This is a genomic window from Paenibacillus sp. FSL K6-1230, from assembly GCF_038002385.1.
GTDB lineage: Bacteria > Bacillota > Bacilli > Paenibacillales > Paenibacillaceae > Paenibacillus > Paenibacillus massiliensis.
Map to the genome: position 1 here is coordinate 444,323 of NZ_JBBOCK010000001.1, position 14,161 is coordinate 458,483.

At 50.7% G+C, this 14,161-nt stretch carries 14 protein-coding genes and 1 riboswitch; of the genes, 8 read left to right on the forward strand and 6 right to left on the reverse strand.

Features of this window, described 5'->3' with window-relative positions; all coding sequences use genetic code 11:
• The first annotated feature begins 68 nt into the window (after positions 1–68).
• The 7 genes from MKX74_RS02005 to nfsA all read left to right on the forward strand — a co-directional run bounded on the left by MKX74_RS02005 (position 69) and on the right by nfsA (position 7,893).
• Entirely contained in the window at positions 69–1,301 is a 1,233-nt protein-coding gene (locus MKX74_RS02005) for a multidrug effflux MFS transporter (RefSeq protein ID WP_341177324.1), read from the forward strand.
• Positions 1,302–1,498: 197 nt separating this feature from the next.
• Entirely contained in the window at positions 1,499–1,876 is a 378-nt protein-coding gene (locus MKX74_RS02010; RefSeq protein ID WP_018887186.1) for a metal-sensitive transcriptional regulator, read from the forward strand.
• A 27-nt stretch (positions 1,877–1,903) separates the two neighbouring features.
• The gene (locus MKX74_RS02015; protein ID WP_018887185.1) at positions 1,904–2,104 is read left to right on the forward strand and encodes a copper ion binding protein; all 201 of its coding nucleotides are present in this window, start codon (positions 1,904–1,906) and stop codon (positions 2,102–2,104) included.
• A 414-nt stretch (positions 2,105–2,518) separates the two neighbouring features.
• The gene (locus MKX74_RS02020) at positions 2,519–4,951 is read left to right on the forward strand and encodes a heavy metal translocating P-type ATPase (protein WP_341177325.1); all 2,433 of its coding nucleotides are present in this window, start codon (positions 2,519–2,521) and stop codon (positions 4,949–4,951) included.
• 271 nt (positions 4,952–5,222) lie between these two features.
• Positions 5,223–6,386 (forward strand): YhgE/Pip domain-containing protein, encoded by a 1,164-nt coding sequence (locus MKX74_RS02025; RefSeq protein ID WP_341177326.1) that lies wholly within the window; start codon positions 5,223–5,225, stop codon positions 6,384–6,386.
• A gap of 161 nt (positions 6,387–6,547) precedes the next feature.
• Positions 6,548–7,153: a TetR/AcrR family transcriptional regulator gene (locus MKX74_RS02030; protein WP_341177327.1), complete on the forward strand. Its 606-nt coding sequence runs from the start codon at positions 6,548–6,550 to the stop codon at positions 7,151–7,153.
• Positions 7,150–7,893 (forward strand): oxygen-insensitive NADPH nitroreductase, encoded by a 744-nt coding sequence (gene nfsA / locus MKX74_RS02035; protein ID WP_018887181.1) that lies wholly within the window; start codon positions 7,150–7,152, stop codon positions 7,891–7,893. The genes MKX74_RS02030 and nfsA overlap by 4 nt, the downstream gene beginning before the upstream one ends.
• Positions 7,894–7,992: 99 nt before the next feature.
• Here the strand turns inward: nfsA and MKX74_RS02040 are convergent, their stop codons facing one another.
• From MKX74_RS02040 to MKX74_RS02060, 5 genes are all read right to left on the reverse strand, one after another.
• Complete coding sequence (locus tag MKX74_RS02040) at positions 7,993–8,874, reverse strand: TatD family hydrolase (RefSeq protein WP_341177328.1); 882 nt, start codon at positions 8,872–8,874, stop codon at positions 7,993–7,995.
• On the reverse strand, positions 8,874–9,707 hold the full coding sequence (locus tag MKX74_RS02045; RefSeq protein WP_341177329.1) for an ABC transporter ATP-binding protein: 834 nt from the start codon (positions 9,705–9,707) through the stop codon (positions 8,874–8,876). The genes MKX74_RS02040 and MKX74_RS02045 overlap by 1 nt, the downstream gene beginning before the upstream one ends.
• Before the next feature lie 202 nt (positions 9,708–9,909).
• Complete coding sequence (locus MKX74_RS02050) at positions 9,910–10,692, reverse strand: ABC transporter permease (RefSeq protein WP_341177330.1); 783 nt, start codon at positions 10,690–10,692, stop codon at positions 9,910–9,912.
• The gene (locus MKX74_RS02055) at positions 10,689–10,982 is read right to left on the reverse strand and encodes an MTH1187 family thiamine-binding protein (protein ID WP_028590435.1); all 294 of its coding nucleotides are present in this window, start codon (positions 10,980–10,982) and stop codon (positions 10,689–10,691) included. The genes MKX74_RS02050 and MKX74_RS02055 overlap by 4 nt, the downstream gene beginning before the upstream one ends.
• Before the next feature lie 48 nt (positions 10,983–11,030).
• Positions 11,031–12,080, reverse strand: a complete 1,050-nt coding sequence (locus MKX74_RS02060; RefSeq protein ID WP_445667299.1) for an ABC transporter substrate-binding protein — start codon at positions 12,078–12,080, stop codon at positions 11,031–11,033.
• A gap of 260 nt (positions 12,081–12,340) precedes the next feature.
• A riboswitch (TPP riboswitch) is annotated at positions 12,341–12,453 on the reverse strand.
• A gap of 274 nt (positions 12,454–12,727) precedes the next feature.
• On the opposite strand from MKX74_RS02060, the gene MKX74_RS02065 reads away from it, so the two are divergent.
• On the forward strand, positions 12,728–13,159 hold the full coding sequence (locus tag MKX74_RS02065; protein ID WP_341177331.1) for a pyridoxamine 5'-phosphate oxidase family protein: 432 nt from the start codon (positions 12,728–12,730) through the stop codon (positions 13,157–13,159).
• Positions 13,160–13,265: 106 nt separating this feature from the next.
• Here the strand turns inward: MKX74_RS02065 and MKX74_RS02070 are convergent, their stop codons facing one another.
• Positions 13,266–13,865 (reverse strand): GNAT family N-acetyltransferase, encoded by a 600-nt coding sequence (locus tag MKX74_RS02070; RefSeq protein ID WP_341177332.1) that lies wholly within the window; start codon positions 13,863–13,865, stop codon positions 13,266–13,268.
• Between the last annotated feature and the right edge of the window lie 296 nt (positions 13,866–14,161).

The window sequence follows — 14,161 nt, forward strand, 5'->3', positions numbered from 1 at the left end:
ATGGTATCGAGTTGCTTGAGATTCGATTCAGTAATTCGATCAGCAAGTGATTAGGAGGATCTTACATAATGAAATCTTCATCCAGTACTACCATGCAAGCCAGTCCATTAAAAGGTGGACGTGTGCTATGGATTGCCTTTGTGCTGGGAGCACTCAGCGCCTTCGCACCATTATCCATTGATATGTATCTGCCCTCATTGCCTATACTGGCCCAAGATTTGCAGACGACAGCCTCACTGGCACAATTAAGCTTGACGGCTTGTCTGCTGGGGCTTGCAATCGGACAGCTCATTGCTGGCCCACTTAGTGATGTACGAGGGCGCCGCGGGCCATTAATCGTGTCTCTGGTGCTCTATGCCATTGCTTCGCTGTTGTGTGTATTTGCGCCTAATATCGGAATTTTGCTGGTGCTACGGTTCATTCAAGGACTTACCGGTTCAGCGGGGATTGTCATCTCGCGTGCTGTTGCTCGCGATCTCTATTCAGGGCCTGCGTTGACCCGGTTCTTCTCGCTCCTCATGCTCGTGAATGGGCTGGCTCCTATCGCTGCCCCGGTCCTTGGGGGACTTCTGCTTAAATTCATGCCTTGGCGTGGAGTGTTCATGGTGCTGTGTATTATTGGAGTCGTCATGCTGATCGCGGTTGTGCTGGGACTTCCTGAGACGCTCGCGAAGGACAAGCGTTCTACTGGAGGGCTGAAGCAGACGCTGTCGACCTTTGGAGCATTGGCGGCGAATCCTATGTTCATGGGGCTGGCATTGTCTCAGGGCCTGATTACAGGCTCCATGTTCGCATACATTGCCGGTTCTCCGTTCGTGCTGCAGGATATCTTCGGTGTGACGCCACAGGGCTTCAGTCTATTCTTTGCGTTGAACGGAATAGGCATTGTCCTCTTTGCTCAGGTGGCAGGTCGTCTAGCCGGACGTGTGGGTGAAGGTCTCTTATTGCGCATTGGTCTGATTATCGCGGCCCTTGCAGGTGTAGCGCTGCTTCTGGTGTCTTTAATGGGTGGAGGACTCATATCCATTGTCATTCCATTATTCTTCGTAGTGGCTTCCGTGGGTATTGTGTCCACGATGACGACATCTCTTGCCATGCAGAGTCAGGGAGCGAATGCAGGCAGTGCATCGGCACTACTCGGTCTCCTACCGCTCCTCATTGGCTCTATTACGTCTCCTCTAGTGGGATTGGGTAGTGGAACGACGCCAATACCGATGGCGCTGGTCATCGCGATTGGGGAGCTGGCAGCACTGGCCTGTTATATCCTGTTCGTGCAGCGTCATTTGAGGAATGCAGGTTGATTCTTTCCGAATAGGGCGATAATGATCTGGTAGTCTAACGGATTTCGGGAGACGAAGATGTTGGCCTGGAGCTAGTCAGGGTTATAGCACCGGGAAGAGAGAAAGTGTTCAGGAGCAAGACAATAGACTCCCTTGACATACCCCATAGGGGTATATTAGAATGAACCTGAACAGATTGACAGGAAGGGGTAAGCCATATGAGTGCAGAAGAACAGAATCAGACAACGGAGTCGGCAGCTCCGGCTTGTGCCCCTGAGGGTCATGCTTGCGGGCATGCCTCAGCCTCTGCCGAGGGTGTACGGCGCAGCCATCATCCCGCCGAGCTGAAGAACAGTATGATCTCCCGACTCAACCGTGTTGAGGGCCAGATTCGCGGCATCAAGGGGTTAATTGAGAAGGATACGTACTGTGACGATGTGCTGAACCAGATAGCGGCTGCACAGTCTGCTCTGAATGCGGTTGGCAAGCTACTGCTGGAAGGGCATATGAAGAGCTGTGTCATTGAGCGCATTCAGGCTGGTGAGGATGAAGTGATTGACGAGCTGCTGGTTACTGTCAAGAAGCTGATGAAATAATATACTTTGGGCAGGAGGAATGTGAGGATGTCTCAAGTTACTTTAAATGTAGAAGGTATGTCTTGCAACCATTGTGTACAGGCTGTGGAGCGCGCGGTGAAGGAAGCGGGTGCGGAGGCCAAGGTTAATCTGGAGGCGAAGACTGTATTGGTGGACTTTGATGAAAGCAAGATCTCAATTGGTGAGATCAAGCATGCTATTGAGGACCAAGGATACGATATTGTCTAATCAGTGCGGCTAGCAGTATGCTATGGCAACAAGCTGATGACAGGCTTAATTAATGACAGGCTCAATTGTGGAAACGAATGGGTCCATAATGAAGTGTAGTACCGATTGAGATCGGAGATTGTGGGTCTGATCATCATATGCCGCGGATAATTGGGCTCGCACAGGCAAGTTTACCGGTGCAAGCACAGGATATAACTTGAGAAGAGGCTTTCTTTACTAAGGCAAGAGAAGGCTTCTTCTTGAGCTGTGTACCCGGCAGGGGTATCCTATTTTCCACTGACTGTTGCTGGTAACGTCGGGTATTCAAATTCAAGTTCTAATTCGAAATATTACACTGGAATACGTCGTCGCAAGACGTTTTTATTTTTCAAATATATATACCCCCATAGGGTATATGAATGGAGGTGCTCACAAATGGAACGAGATATCGCTCAGTCTGAGGCGCATACGACGCTGCATGTCACCGGGATGACCTGTGCGGCTTGTGCCACAAGGATTGAGAAGGGTCTGAACCGCATGGAAGGGGTCAGTAATGCACGCGTGAATCTGGCTACCGAGCAAGTGACCATTGATTACGTAGCGGGACAGACAGGAATTGGCGAGCTGCGTGGCAAGATCGAAGCTTTGGGGTATGGAACGGTGACTGAGCAGGCAGATTTTAATATTACAGGCATGACCTGCGCGGCTTGTGCTACCCGGATTGAGAAGGGGCTGTCGCGCTTGCCTGGAGTAGAGACAGTGAATGTGAATCTTGCGCTCGAAACGGCACATGTCGAGTATACAGCAGGTGTCCTCGACCGAGCGGGCATCGTAGACAAGGTGCAGCAGCTAGGGTATGGAGCTATCCCGCAAGGGGAAGGGCCTGATCTGTTCGAGCAGCGGCAGCGAGAGACAGCACGTAAGCTATGGAAGTGGGTCATCTCCGCCGTACTGTCCTTACCCTTACTGTGGGCCATGGTGGGCCACTTCAGCTTCACGTCCTGGATGTATGTTCCCGAGCTGTTCATGAATCCCTGGTTCCAGCTGATTCTAGCGACACCTGTCCAGTTCATCATAGGCTGGCAATTCTATGTCGGAGCCTTCAAGGCCCTGCGTAGCGGTAGCGCCAATATGGATGTGCTGGTGGCACTGGGGACCTCGGCGGCCTACTTCTATAGTCTCTACCTGACCTATCAATCCGTTGGTGCACATGCTCATGGACAGGTCGAAATGTATTATGAGACGAGCGCCGTGTTGATCACATTGATATTGGTGGGAAAATGGTTTGAGGCTGTCGCCAAAGGACGCTCCTCCAGCGCTATTCGCAGCCTGATGAACCTGCAGCCGCCTCAGGCACGTGTCTTGCGCGACGGCGAGGAGCTTGAGCTTCCGGTGGAGCAGATTGTTCCCGGAGACTTGCTACTCGTTAGACCGGGTGAGAAAATTCCACTCGATGGCACGGTAGAGGAAGGACGCTCGGCCGTGGATGAATCCATGCTCAGCGGTGAGAGTATTCCAGTCGATAAGCAGGCAGGCGATCCGGTAACGGGAGCGACGGTCAACAAGAACGGCTCACTGAAGGTGCGAGTGACCCGTACCGGGCAAGATACGGCTCTGGCACAGATCATTAAGGTAGTAGAGCAAGCCCAGAGCTCGAAGGCACCGATTCAGCGTGTTGCCGATGTCATTTCTGGAATTTTCGTACCGATTGTTGTAGGAATCGCCCTAGTAACATTTGTTGTGTGGTACCTGCTGGTAGCCCCGGGTGATCTGTCGGGTGCGCTGGAGAAGGCTATAGCTGTGCTGGTTATCGCTTGTCCTTGTGCACTTGGGCTCGCAACACCTACCTCTATTATGGCAGGCTCCGGACGAGCGGCAGAATACGGTATCTTGTTCAAGGGCGGGGAGCATCTGGAATCGGCTTATCACACCGATGTTGTCGTCTTCGACAAGACGGGGACGATTACACACGGAAAGCCTGAGCTAACGGATACCATGGCTGCCGATGGGGGGAATGCCACGGATTGGTTAAGTCTGCTCGCTGCCGCTGAGAAGCATTCCGAGCATCCGCTTGCTGAGGCGATTGTGGCGGGGATTGTGGAACGGGGTATTCAGATCCCTGAGGCAGGAGACTTCGAAGGCATTCCTGGCTACGGCGTCAGAGCTGTCGTAGAAGGCCATGTCGTCTATGCGGGCACTCGTAAGCTAATGCAACGGGAGGATGTGTCCATTCCGGGCGCAGCTGCCGACCAAATGAAAGCATTCGAGCGTGCAGGCAAGACAGCGATGCTGGTAGCGATTGACGGTGTCTACGCTGGTCAGGTGGCGGTAGCGGATACGATCAAGAGTACGTCGGCGGAAGCTGTGAAGCGCCTGCAGGCTATGGGCAAAGAGGTCATTATGATTACCGGAGATAATGAGCTGACTGCACGAGCCGTAGCCGCACAAGCAGGTATAGCTAACGTACTGGCAGAGGTACTGCCTGAGGAGAAGGCAGCGGAGGTAGCCAAGCTGCGTGAGCAAGGACATCGCGTAGCCATGGTAGGTGACGGGATCAATGATGCGCCTGCATTAGCCACGGCGGACATTGGTATCGCCATGGGAACAGGGACAGATGTGGCGATGGAGGCTGCGGATATTACGCTGATGCAAGGCAATCTGAACAGTGTGCCTGATGCGATGGACATGAGTAGGCGTACCATGCGCAATATCAAGCAAAATCTGTTCTGGGCGTTGGCTTACAATGTCATAGGCATTCCTATTGCAGCACTTGGCTTCCTGGCTCCATGGCTGGCTGGGGCTGCGATGGCCTTCAGCTCCGTCTCCGTTGTCCTGAATGCCCTGCGACTGCAACGGGTAAAGCTCTAAGCTGTAATTGGCCATCACGCCTGCAGCTTATCTACATTCGCTTTTGAATGGTCGAGGCGCTAAGTATTACGCGTATTCTCTGCAATAGCTATAAACGAATAGCAAGCCCGTAACAGCCTGTAATTGGGTTTTACGGGCTGTTTGTTATGTACTTTTGTATATTTCGAAAGTAACATATTATTTTCTGAAAATTGTTGACATGTTTCGCTTGAAATCTTATATTTTATATAAAAAATGAAACAAACGTTTGTTTGAATTCGGAGGATGAATCATGCTAAATGCGGTTAAGGCATATATGAAAAAACCCCAGACTATGATTGGCATCATCACAGCTATCATGTTTCAGATCATTTTTAGTGTAATCTGGATGACAGCTTATCAAGGTGTTAATGATCGGGCAGATCAATTGCAGGTGGCCCTTGTGGTCGAGGACGAATCCGCACAAGCTCAGGAGATTGCAGCGCAGCTGAGCAACAATCTGCCTTTTCAGGTGAAGGAAGGTATGACACTGGAAGAGGCTCAGTCCCGTCTGGATGCTCGTGAGGTACAGATGGTCATTGATATACCACAAGGCTTTACTTCTCAATTGACCACACCGGGCGGCCAGGCTGTCATTGGATATACGATTAATGAGGCTAATCCAGTTACCGTGAAGAGCATCATGAGCAACGCAGCGGCCTCCATCACAGCTACTGTGAACTCCCAGGCCTCTACGGCCAGTGTAATGGCTCAATTGGTCGCTTCAGGTGCGTCACCAGAGCAAGCCCAGCAGGTAGCTCAGACCTCTATCCATAAGGTTGGCTCACAGCTTAGCTCGATCCACCCGGTACAGGGAATGAACAATCAGATGGTGCCCATGATGCTTGTCCTTGCTTCTTATGTAGGTGTCATGATTATGGGGCTGAATGTGCAGATGGCTACCGGAATGCTCGGTGCTGCGTTCACCTGGTATGAGAAATTTGGAGCTAGAATCATCATTAACGTGGTCTCTTGCCTCCTGATCGCCTTGATCGGCTCTACGCTAGTCGTCATACTAGGTGGACAGGCAGAGCAGGGCTTCCTGAAGCTGTGGATGTTCCAGGCATTGTTCGTAGGAACGTTCATGTTCTTTGCCCAGCTCTTTCTCATCGTATTCGGTAGTGCAGGTATGCTCTTCAATATTATCGTTCTGTCTTTGCAGCTGGTCTCATCTGGCGCGATGGTACCAAGAGAGCTGCTATCTCCCTTTTATCAAACGATTGGAGAATGGCTTCCTGCCTCTTATGCCGTTCAGGGGATTACAGCTATTCAATTGGGAGGCATGGGAGCTTCAAAGGCTTCATGGATGCTGCTCTTGATATTGCTCATCTCCTTGCTGATCGGATGTACAGCCAGTGCACTGCGTGGAGCCAAGGCAAGAGCAGCTACTGCACCAGCGATGAACTCTTCCGTATAGGACCAGGCTCTGGTTTACAGTGAATTGGCCCCATTGTAATGGGAATAACGTAATGTAAGGGGGGGCGTAGGCGGTGCAGAATCCATCTGTGCCGCTTACTTGCGTATTGGTCCATAAAGTAACATAATACGAGGTAAATATTGCTGTAAGGAGAACGCTGTATGTCATCACTACCAGAGCACAGAGAGCAAGATGTCAAAACACGCATATTGTTAACGGCCAAAAGCTGCTTCGCCGAGCAGGGATATGATGGGACAAGTGTTAGACAAATCTGTCAGTTGGCAGGAGTCAATGTGTCCATGGTATCCTACCATTTTGGAGGCAAGGAGAAGGTTTATGAGGCCATTTTTGAGTGTTTTCATCATGTGAACCAGCTGAGAGACGTTGACTACGCTGCAATCAGTCCAGTCGAGGGTCTCGTGCTCCTCTTGCGCAGCATTATTGAATCGACCATGCGGGACAAGGAAATGAGTGACATCATTCAGCAAGAGATGACAATGCATTCGGAGCGACAGGAGTATATTCTCAAGTATTTGTTGCCGATCTGGAAAAGGGTCAAGCAGGTGCTGGAGCGGGGGCGCGAGCAAGGGGTGTTTAACTACCGTTCTCTGAATCAGGCGCTGCTGCTCGTGCTTCATGCGTCGATCTCCCAGAAGCGGAGAGGACAACTGGAGTCCATTCTTGAGCCGGAGAACTTCTCTCAGGATGAGATTGTGGATCAGACGATAGCTTTTATTCTACAAGGATTAGGAGTGAAACCCGCATGAATGATACGATAGCGCTGTTAATGAATCATCGCTCAGTCAGAAAGTTCAAGCCGGAGCCTGTAACCGAGGAGCAGCTGGCGCAGATCGTCGGAGCCGCCCAGATGGCTTCGACCTCCAGTAATGTGCAGGCCTATACAGCCATTGCCGTCACAGATGATGAGCTGAAGAGACAGCTTGCCGAGCTGGCAGGAGGACAGGCCTATGTAGCGGAATGCCCAGTATTTCTGGTGTGGTGTGCAGATTTGTACCGTGTACAGCAGACTGTGGAATGGCATCAGCCTGAGGCTCAGTCGCAGGTATCCTCTACGGAGAACTATGCTGTTGCTACTATTGATGCGGCCTTGGCTGCACAAAATGCGGCCATAGCCGCTGAATCCCTTGGACTTGGAATTGTCTATATCGGTGGCATTCGTACGAATATTGCTCAGGTATCCGAGCTGCTCGGCTTGCCAGAGCTTGTGTATCCAGTCTTCGGCATGTGCATCGGTGTGCCTGACCAAGAGGTCGGCAGCAAACCGCGCTTGCCGCTGTCCGGTGTGCTGCATATGAATGGCTATGATCGCGAGCAGTCCAAGGCAGCTGTGAAGCTGTACGACCAGACGATGGTCCAGTACATTACGGAACGCACAGGTGGGCAGCGGACAGCCTCCTGGTCGGAGAATATGGCCGCAAGACTCATCAAGCCAACACGGCTGGAGCTGAGGGATTATTTGCATAGCAAAGGATTCATGAAGTTCTAGAGCCAACTTGCCCCTAGGCCGATCGAATGCTGTGATGTGAGGCTGCTGCGCCGTGAATCACGGTGCAACAAGCCTGCGCAGCCTTTTACAGTCCATATCTTACAGCCCATATAACCGACAGGCGTTAGCATGAAGAAGTGCCCGGGCCTCCGGCTCCTGCATCCCCCGCAGCTTGCTATAGGTGCGTATGACCTCGCTCACCATCCATGGAGAGGTAGTCTGTCCAGCGAATGGACCCTCGAACGGCCAAGGACCGTCTGTCTCGCTCATGACCAGCTGGGGAGGATATTGGAGTGCCAGCGCCTGGATCTCCTCCTCATACACAATATCGGGTGTGAAAGAGATATAGTATCCATTGGCTGCCATTCGTTGAACGGTCGCGATATCTCCCTTGAACCAGTGAAAATGAGCCTGCTGCACCTGATGCCTTTCCAGCAGATCGCAGGCAATCTCGGCATCCTCATACACAGCATGGAGAATGATGGGTTTGCGATAACGGGCGGCGAGCATAATGAATTGCTCTAGCAGCTCAATGTATCCCGTCCGGTCGAACACTTCTCCCTGAGCAGCCTTTTCCTGTGCAAGGTAATAGGGGAGACCGACTTCACCGACAGCAATCATATGGTCCTGGTGCTGCTCGATCCAGTGAAATAGCTCCGCCAGTTCGTCTGCTGTCGGCAGAGCTTGCTCAGGGTGGTAGCCGAAGGCTGGTAGCACCTTGCCCGGATATTGCTGTGCTAATGCCAGATTGCTGCGACTGGAGGCGAGATGCATAGACACGGACAGAAGGGCTTGCACGCCTGCAGCATCCATCTGACGAATCATGTCTACCTGCTGTTCGGGTAAGTATTGATCCAGGTGAATATGTGTATCAATTAAGCTATACTTGGAGGCTGCTGGACTGTTGCCAGCATGAGTGACTCCAGTGCAGTGCAGGCCAGTGTTAGGCTGCATAGGGGGACGGGATGCTTGTTCACTCATCAGAATCCCCCCTGAGCAAGCTGCACAGATTTCTGTCGTTCCTCTTTCATCGACAGGGTCAGCTCCTGCTTGAGCCGGGTAAACTCCAATTGCTGCATGATCTCCTCCCGGCGTGGCCGGGCAAAGGGGACATCAACGACACGCAGTACCGTAGCAGGACGTGCCGAGAGCACATAGACGCGGTCTGACAGCAGCAATGCTTCCTCAATGCTGTGGGTGATGAACAGGACGGAACGCCGGTGCCGCTCCCATACGTGCAGCAGCCAGCTTTGCATGTCACTGCGGGTCATGGCATCCAGCGCGCTAAATGGCTCATCCAGCAGTATCAGCTCCTGTGGACTCAGCAATGCCCGCAGGAACGCGGCCCTCTGCTGCATACCCCCTGACAGCATGTGCGGATAGGCATCCGCGAAGGCTTCCAATCCGATCTCGGCCAGCTGCCGCCTGGCCTCGGCTCGTGACTCAGCTCGCGACTTGGCGCGGCCTTGCTTCCGCTGGACTGGTGCATTATCTTGTCCCATCAGGACATTATCCAGGGTCGTGAGCCATGGGAAAAGTGCAGGCTGCTGGGGCATGTAGCTGATATGTCCTCGTTCGCCCGTTACCTCTGCACCATTCATGAAGATCCGACCCTCCTGCGGTGTCAAGAGTCCCCCGATCATATGAAATAGCGTACTTTTACCACTACCGGAAGGTCCTACGATGGATACGAACTGTCCTGGCTCCACCGTCAAGGAGAGGTCCTGTATTACGGGTAGCCATCCACTACGACTGTGGAAGCCGGCGCTAATCCGGTCTACCTGAAGTGCGGCCTGCGGTTGCTCTGTCTTCATCTGCTCATTCCTCCTTGAACCCTTTCACTTACTCACTAATTCAAAAAGACTACAATGTAGATGTGATGATATTGATGCACGTCGTGTCATGATGTAGTGCACATCATTGGTGCATTTTCGTGCGTATTTTCATGAATACATTGATTACTATCTATGATCACTGGCTATGACCGCTAGCTACGACTACTGGCTGTGCTTGCTGCTATTGCTTGCGTTGTGGTTGCCAGCGGACCAGCCACTTCTCCAGCAATATAATGATCAGGAACATAAGCAGACTCAGAATCACAATAATTCCGATGGCTGCGAATACGAGATCAGTACGGTATGCCGCCTTTTGCAATAGCATGTAGTATCCGATACCCTTATCTGCGCCGATCCATTCGGCAATAATGGCGCCCATGACACTATAAGTAGCGGCGATCTTAATGCCTGAGAATACCGACGGCAGCGCATGAGGGAGCTCCAGTCTGGCAAATATCCGCAACCTTCCGGCCCCTGACATTCGCATGTAATTCATCATGGTGCGATCTGTCTGCATGAATCCGTCCATGGCTGCAACAGCAACCGGGAAGAAGCAGACGAGTGTGATCACCATGAGCTTAGGCAGAAGTCCGAACCCGAACCAGATCATAAGCAACGGGCCGAGCGCAATAATGGGAATATTCTGGCTAAGAATCAGCAAAGGATACAGCGATGTTTTGAAAAATGGAATCATGTGCAGCACAATGGCAATCAGCAGTCCGATTGTTGAGCCAATGGCGAAGCCCCCGAGCATCAGCTTGACGGTCGCCCAGGTGTGTCCAGCGAGCAGGGCTGATTGAGCTGCCCCTTCGGATATAATCCGAATCGGACTGGGTAACAGCCAGGCCTCAATGTTCAGGAAGGTCGCTGCAGCCTGCCATAGCGCCAAAAAGAAGAGGACCGCCACAAGTGGCGGCCACACGCGCTGTAGCCAAGAGCTCCGTGAAGGTCCCCTACGGCTCATGGACGATATTTCTCAGTCAGTTGATCCATGCTGATCCCCTTCGGATTATGTGCGATCTTGATCTGAGAGATCACGCTGGGGCTTCCCGCCTCGATGAGGGCGGTATGCATGTCCTTAACTACCTTCAGTAGCTCGTCGATGTTTCCTTCCATCGTAGTCTCCAGCGGATGAACCTCGTGCTTGACGCCGGATTGCTGAATGACCTCGATAGCACGGTCTACATAAGGGATGGAATCCTCCCCACCGGGAGTCTTGGGAATAACCTGAATGCTAAGCAATGTATCTGCCATGTTAACTCTCACCTTCTTGGTTGAATTTTTAATCCATTATTGTCACCGTTATTGTCCTTGACATTGCGGCAGGAAGTCATTCGTGAATGCTTTATCTACCTCAAGCTCCTTATCCAGTAGCTTGCGTTCGAACATCCACTCGGCATAGCCCTGCCATACTTCCTGTTTCTGCAAGCCCCACTGTGAGGCGTCATCCTGATAGCGGGGACTCAGCCATGTTTGAGAGGCGCGAACAAGCTCAGGGTTCAGCTCTGGCACGGCCTGGATCAAGATGTCTGCTGCCTCCTCAGGATGCTCAATCGTATACTGATAGCCCTTGGCTGTAGCTCTCATGAAGGCCTTTACGAGCTCGGGATCATTCTGGATTGTCTGTTCATTGGTTACAATGACTGGTGTGTAGTAGTCCAGCTTGTCTGAGTAGTCCTTGACATATAGCATATCAAGCGGCTCGCCACGTAGCTCCGCCTCAATTCCTGTCCAAGCGTAGAAAATCCATGCAAAATCAATATCTCGTTTGACCGCGGTGAAGAAGTCTGCACTCCCCATGTTCACCATTTTCACCTTGCTAACATCGGCCTGCTCAGTCTCCATAATGGATTTCATCACTGCTTCTTCAACGGGGGAGCCCCATCCGCCATAGCTTTTTCCCTCAAAGTCCTTGGGAGAATGGATATTGCGATCCACCGGAGCGGCGAAGCCTGACGTATTATGCTGAATAACCGCGGCAATGGAGACGAGTGGTACATCCTGTGTACGAGCCTGAGTCACACTTTCCTGATAGCTGATGCCAAAAGGAACCGCGTTGGAAGCGACCATCTGATCGGCTCCGCCAGATCCTGGCTGCACAATCTCTACTTTCAGCCCCTCTTGCTCATAATAACCTTCTTGCTGGGCTACGTATAATCCTGTGTGGTTCGTATTCGGCGTCCAGTCGAGTACGACCTTGATAGCCTTCAATTCCGGAGTGGAGCCCGAGGCTCCTTGACTGGAGGACTCCCCAGATTCGCCAGCCGGTGATGTAGGTGCTGCGGCTCCACAAGCGCTCAGCAAGAGCAGAAGAGCCATCAGAAGGGCCGTCCCTGTCCATTTAACAGACATCCGCCGCTGTTGAGCTGTTCTTGTGCTAGAAGAAATTGAAGTACCAGTAGATCGTGTAGTGCTTCGTAATTGTGTCATGTAGAGCATCTCTCCTTTTTTCTTTACCCGCAGGTTAAGCATAGTATTCTTCAACGATGGGTACTCTATGGGACTAGCAGCTCCTAATTTGGAGTGAATCTGTACATCTGCCGAGCGAACACAAAAAAACGCCCCGGACCGGGACGTATGCGATGAATAAGGAGCATGGCCATCGAACGGGATGGACATGGACTAAGGCTTCCTACGCTGGCATTATCCAGATCAGGTTAAAGGGTCAGTGTCATTTGCGGGACACAATCTCAGCCGGCCGATTCCAGCACCCCTGACAGGGTTATGAATTTTTTGTGCTACAGCCAGCATATGTAGATATGTGTCTGCACAGGTGTAATTATAGGCCTTTCCACTCCAGCTGTCCATAGTGGGATATAGTTGATGTGGGCAGAAGATATGTTGCCTAGGGGCTTTCTCTATACAGCGGTGACATCGGTCTCGGTTCAAGGGCTCAGGTTCAGGATTCGGTTCAAGGCAGAATAGACAGGGTACAAGTAAGTGATGCATCATTTCGAACAAATGTTGTGAATAATACCAACAAAAAGGAGCGGATGATCATGGGTACAGCAACAAAAAATCGTGAACAACTGGAGCAAAGCATCATCAAGGCTCTGGAGCAAAATTCTTATTGCTCGCTAGGTACTGTCGAAGGCGGCAAGCCAAAGGTGCGCTACATGGCCCTTTTCAATAATGGTCTGAATATTCATCTGGCTACGAGTCGCAAGACACATAAAGTGGAAGAGCTCAAGGACAATCCGAATGTGTATTTGCTGCTTGGCTATGAAGCAGGAGGTACTAAGGAAGTTGTTGAGGTCGAGGGGACCTGTGAGATTACGAAGCAGGAGTCACTGCGTCATGAGCTGTGGAACGATGAGCTGAAGCAGTGGTTCTCAGGCCCGGATGACCCAGATTATGTGATTCTGGATATTACACCTGCTCGTATTGAGTACACAGGTCAGGGCATGGAGCGCCAGGTCTGGGAGAAGTAAAGCATAAGGTTGTTAATAAGACCGTCAGGAATTATCCTGGCGGTCCTTATTAATTTTTCTAAAAGATTTTTTCTAAAAGATGATTGCTGGGCTGTGGAAGTCTTCTCTAGCGGTTGACTGCCCAATCCTTTTTATGAAGTGTATAATAGTTATACTTTTCATGATCAATATCGATAATGTGCTGAAAGCTAAATCCACATTTTTGTATTACTCTATTTGATGGAACGTTACCCAATAAAGCAACAGCACTAAGCACTGCAACGTCTGTATGGCCAAATAAATATTCGATCATTCCTTGTGAGGCTTGGGTTGTGAAGCCTTTACCTCGATGGTCCTTAGAGATTGCATACATGATTTCTCGATTTGGCGCTGGTAATTCCTCCTTAATTCCTGAACAACACCAACCGATAAATTCCCCGGTCTCTTTCAAAATAATTCCTAATCGTAGACGTAGCTCACCAATGTCTTCTCTTTGCAATACAGCATTCAAAAACTGTTTATTTTCTGGGATTTCATAGTTGATAAACCAATCTGTCCGTTGCTCCTTCGATACGTTCCAGCCTGGCAAAAATTCATGTATTTCAGGCTGCCAGGTGAGTGAATGAAAATCGTCTAGATCAGCAACTAAGAATTCTCTTAAAATGATATCCTTACATTCAATCGTAAAATTGTGTTCTGCGGAATGTGAACTTAGATTCGCGTTCATATACATCTCCCTCTAATTGCTGTGTTATTATCAATCTGCCATCTATAGATTATTTGGCTTATCTGGCATACCACTCACCTACTTTAATATGTGCAGGCTGATCCAGCCTCTCTAGTCTATTGAATCATATAACATAAATAATACCAATCAATGTCCACATGGAATCGTGAGGCTTAAGCTACTACCTGCTCTCATTCCTTGGCTTCTCCATGCTTGTTCCCACGTTCACATGACTATTCTTGTAAAAATAACGTTAACGTAATGTTTACATATCTCTATTCAATTGACCCAAGTTA

Excerpts from the sequence above, each read along its gene's own strand:
- MKX74_RS02005 (WP_341177324.1), top strand. The coding sequence starts at position 69 with ATGAAATCTTCATCCAGTACTACCATGCAAGCCAGTCCATTAAAAGGT.
- MKX74_RS02010 (WP_018887186.1), top strand. The coding sequence starts at position 1,499 with ATGAGTGCAGAAGAACAGAATCAGACAACGGAGTCGGCAGCTCCGGCT.
- MKX74_RS02015 (WP_018887185.1), top strand. The coding sequence starts at position 1,904 with ATGTCTCAAGTTACTTTAAATGTAGAAGGTATGTCTTGCAACCATTGT.
- MKX74_RS02020 (WP_341177325.1), top strand. The coding sequence starts at position 2,519 with ATGGAACGAGATATCGCTCAGTCTGAGGCGCATACGACGCTGCATGTC.
- MKX74_RS02025 (WP_341177326.1), top strand. The coding sequence starts at position 5,223 with ATGCTAAATGCGGTTAAGGCATATATGAAAAAACCCCAGACTATGATT.
- MKX74_RS02030 (WP_341177327.1), top strand. The coding sequence starts at position 6,548 with ATGTCATCACTACCAGAGCACAGAGAGCAAGATGTCAAAACACGCATA.
- nfsA (WP_018887181.1), top strand. The coding sequence starts at position 7,150 with ATGAATGATACGATAGCGCTGTTAATGAATCATCGCTCAGTCAGAAAG.
- MKX74_RS02040 (WP_341177328.1), bottom strand. The coding sequence starts at position 8,874 with ATGAGTGAACAAGCATCCCGTCCCCCTATGCAGCCTAACACTGGCCTG.
- MKX74_RS02045 (WP_341177329.1), bottom strand. The coding sequence starts at position 9,707 with ATGAAGACAGAGCAACCGCAGGCCGCACTTCAGGTAGACCGGATTAGC.
- MKX74_RS02050 (WP_341177330.1), bottom strand. The coding sequence starts at position 10,692 with ATGAGCCGTAGGGGACCTTCACGGAGCTCTTGGCTACAGCGCGTGTGG.
- MKX74_RS02055 (WP_028590435.1), bottom strand. The coding sequence starts at position 10,982 with ATGGCAGATACATTGCTTAGCATTCAGGTTATTCCCAAGACTCCCGGT.
- MKX74_RS02060 (WP_445667299.1), bottom strand. The coding sequence starts at position 12,080 with ATGTCTGTTAAATGGACAGGGACGGCCCTTCTGATGGCTCTTCTGCTC.
- MKX74_RS02065 (WP_341177331.1), top strand. The coding sequence starts at position 12,728 with ATGGGTACAGCAACAAAAAATCGTGAACAACTGGAGCAAAGCATCATC.
- MKX74_RS02070 (WP_341177332.1), bottom strand. The coding sequence starts at position 13,865 with ATGAACGCGAATCTAAGTTCACATTCCGCAGAACACAATTTTACGATT.